The organism is Neisseria sp. P0009.S007 (assembly GCF_051962515.1).
Genome location: NZ_JBQCVF010000505.1, coordinates 1 through 1043 on the forward strand (window position 1 = coordinate 1; position 1043 = coordinate 1043).

Annotated in this window: 1 protein-coding gene; it reads left to right on the forward strand. The window is 51.6% G+C overall.

The window, feature by feature from the left end; translation table 11 throughout:
- Positions 1 to 927, forward strand: a 927-nt coding sequence (locus ACTHS3_RS14385; RefSeq protein ID WP_440368293.1) for a YihY family inner membrane protein, incomplete at its 5' end; no start/stop codon positions are given.
- Positions 928 to 1043: the final 116 nt, after the last annotated feature.

Sequence of the window (1043 nt, forward strand, 5' to 3'; positions counted from 1 at the left end):
TTCCGCGATAAGGCCACCAAGCTGACGGCCATCGGTAGTGTGATGTTGGTCGTAACCTCGCTGATGCTGATTCGGACGATAGACAATGCGTTCAACCGGATTTGGCGCGTCAATTCGCAACGGCCCTGGATGATGCAGTTTTTGGTGTATTGGGCGTTGCTGACGTTTGGTCCTTTGTCTTTGGGCGTAGGCCTGTCGGTTGTAATCGGCCAGGTGCAAGTAGTGGGCGGATCAGAATGGCTGAGGGTTATCACTACGGTTTCATTTATTACGGTGCTGCTGTGGGGTTTGTACCGCTTTGTGCCCAACCGTTTCGTGCCTGCCAGCCATGCTTTGGTCGGCGCGGCCGTAACGGCGTTTTGCTTGGAAACGGCACGCTTTTTATTCGCTTGGTACATGGGCAACTTTGACGGCTACAAATCGATTTACGGCGCATTTGCAGCGGTACCGTTTTTCCTGTTGTGGCTCAACCTATTATGGACGTTGGTATTGGGCGGCGCAGTTTTGACCTCGTCCCTGTCCTATTGGCGCGGCGAAGCTTTCCGCCGCAGTCTGGATGCGCGCGGCCGCTTTGACGATGTATTGAAAATCCTGCTGCTGCTCGATTCTGCTCAACAAAACGGTAAGGCATTGCCGGTGCAGGAGTTCAGACGGCATATCAATATGGGTTTCGACGAATTGGGCGAGCTTTTGGAAAAACTGGCGCGACACGGCTATGTCTATTCCGGCCGTCAGGGCTGGGTCTTGAAAATGGGGGCGGAGTCCATCGACTTGGCAGAGCTGTTCAAACTCTTCGTCTACCGTCCGCAAACGCTTAATAAAGATAAGGTCAATCAAACGGTTGACCACATTATGCAGCCCTGCTTGGAAACCTTGAACATGACGCTTGCCGAGTTCGGCGCCCATACGAAAAAACAATCCTCTTAAACCTGACGCCGTCTGAAACCAAAAATATCAAGTTTCAGACGGCCTTTGCTATAATCGGCACACTACTGAATACTACATTCGACCTACAAGGAAAAATAGATGAAAACACCAGCCCT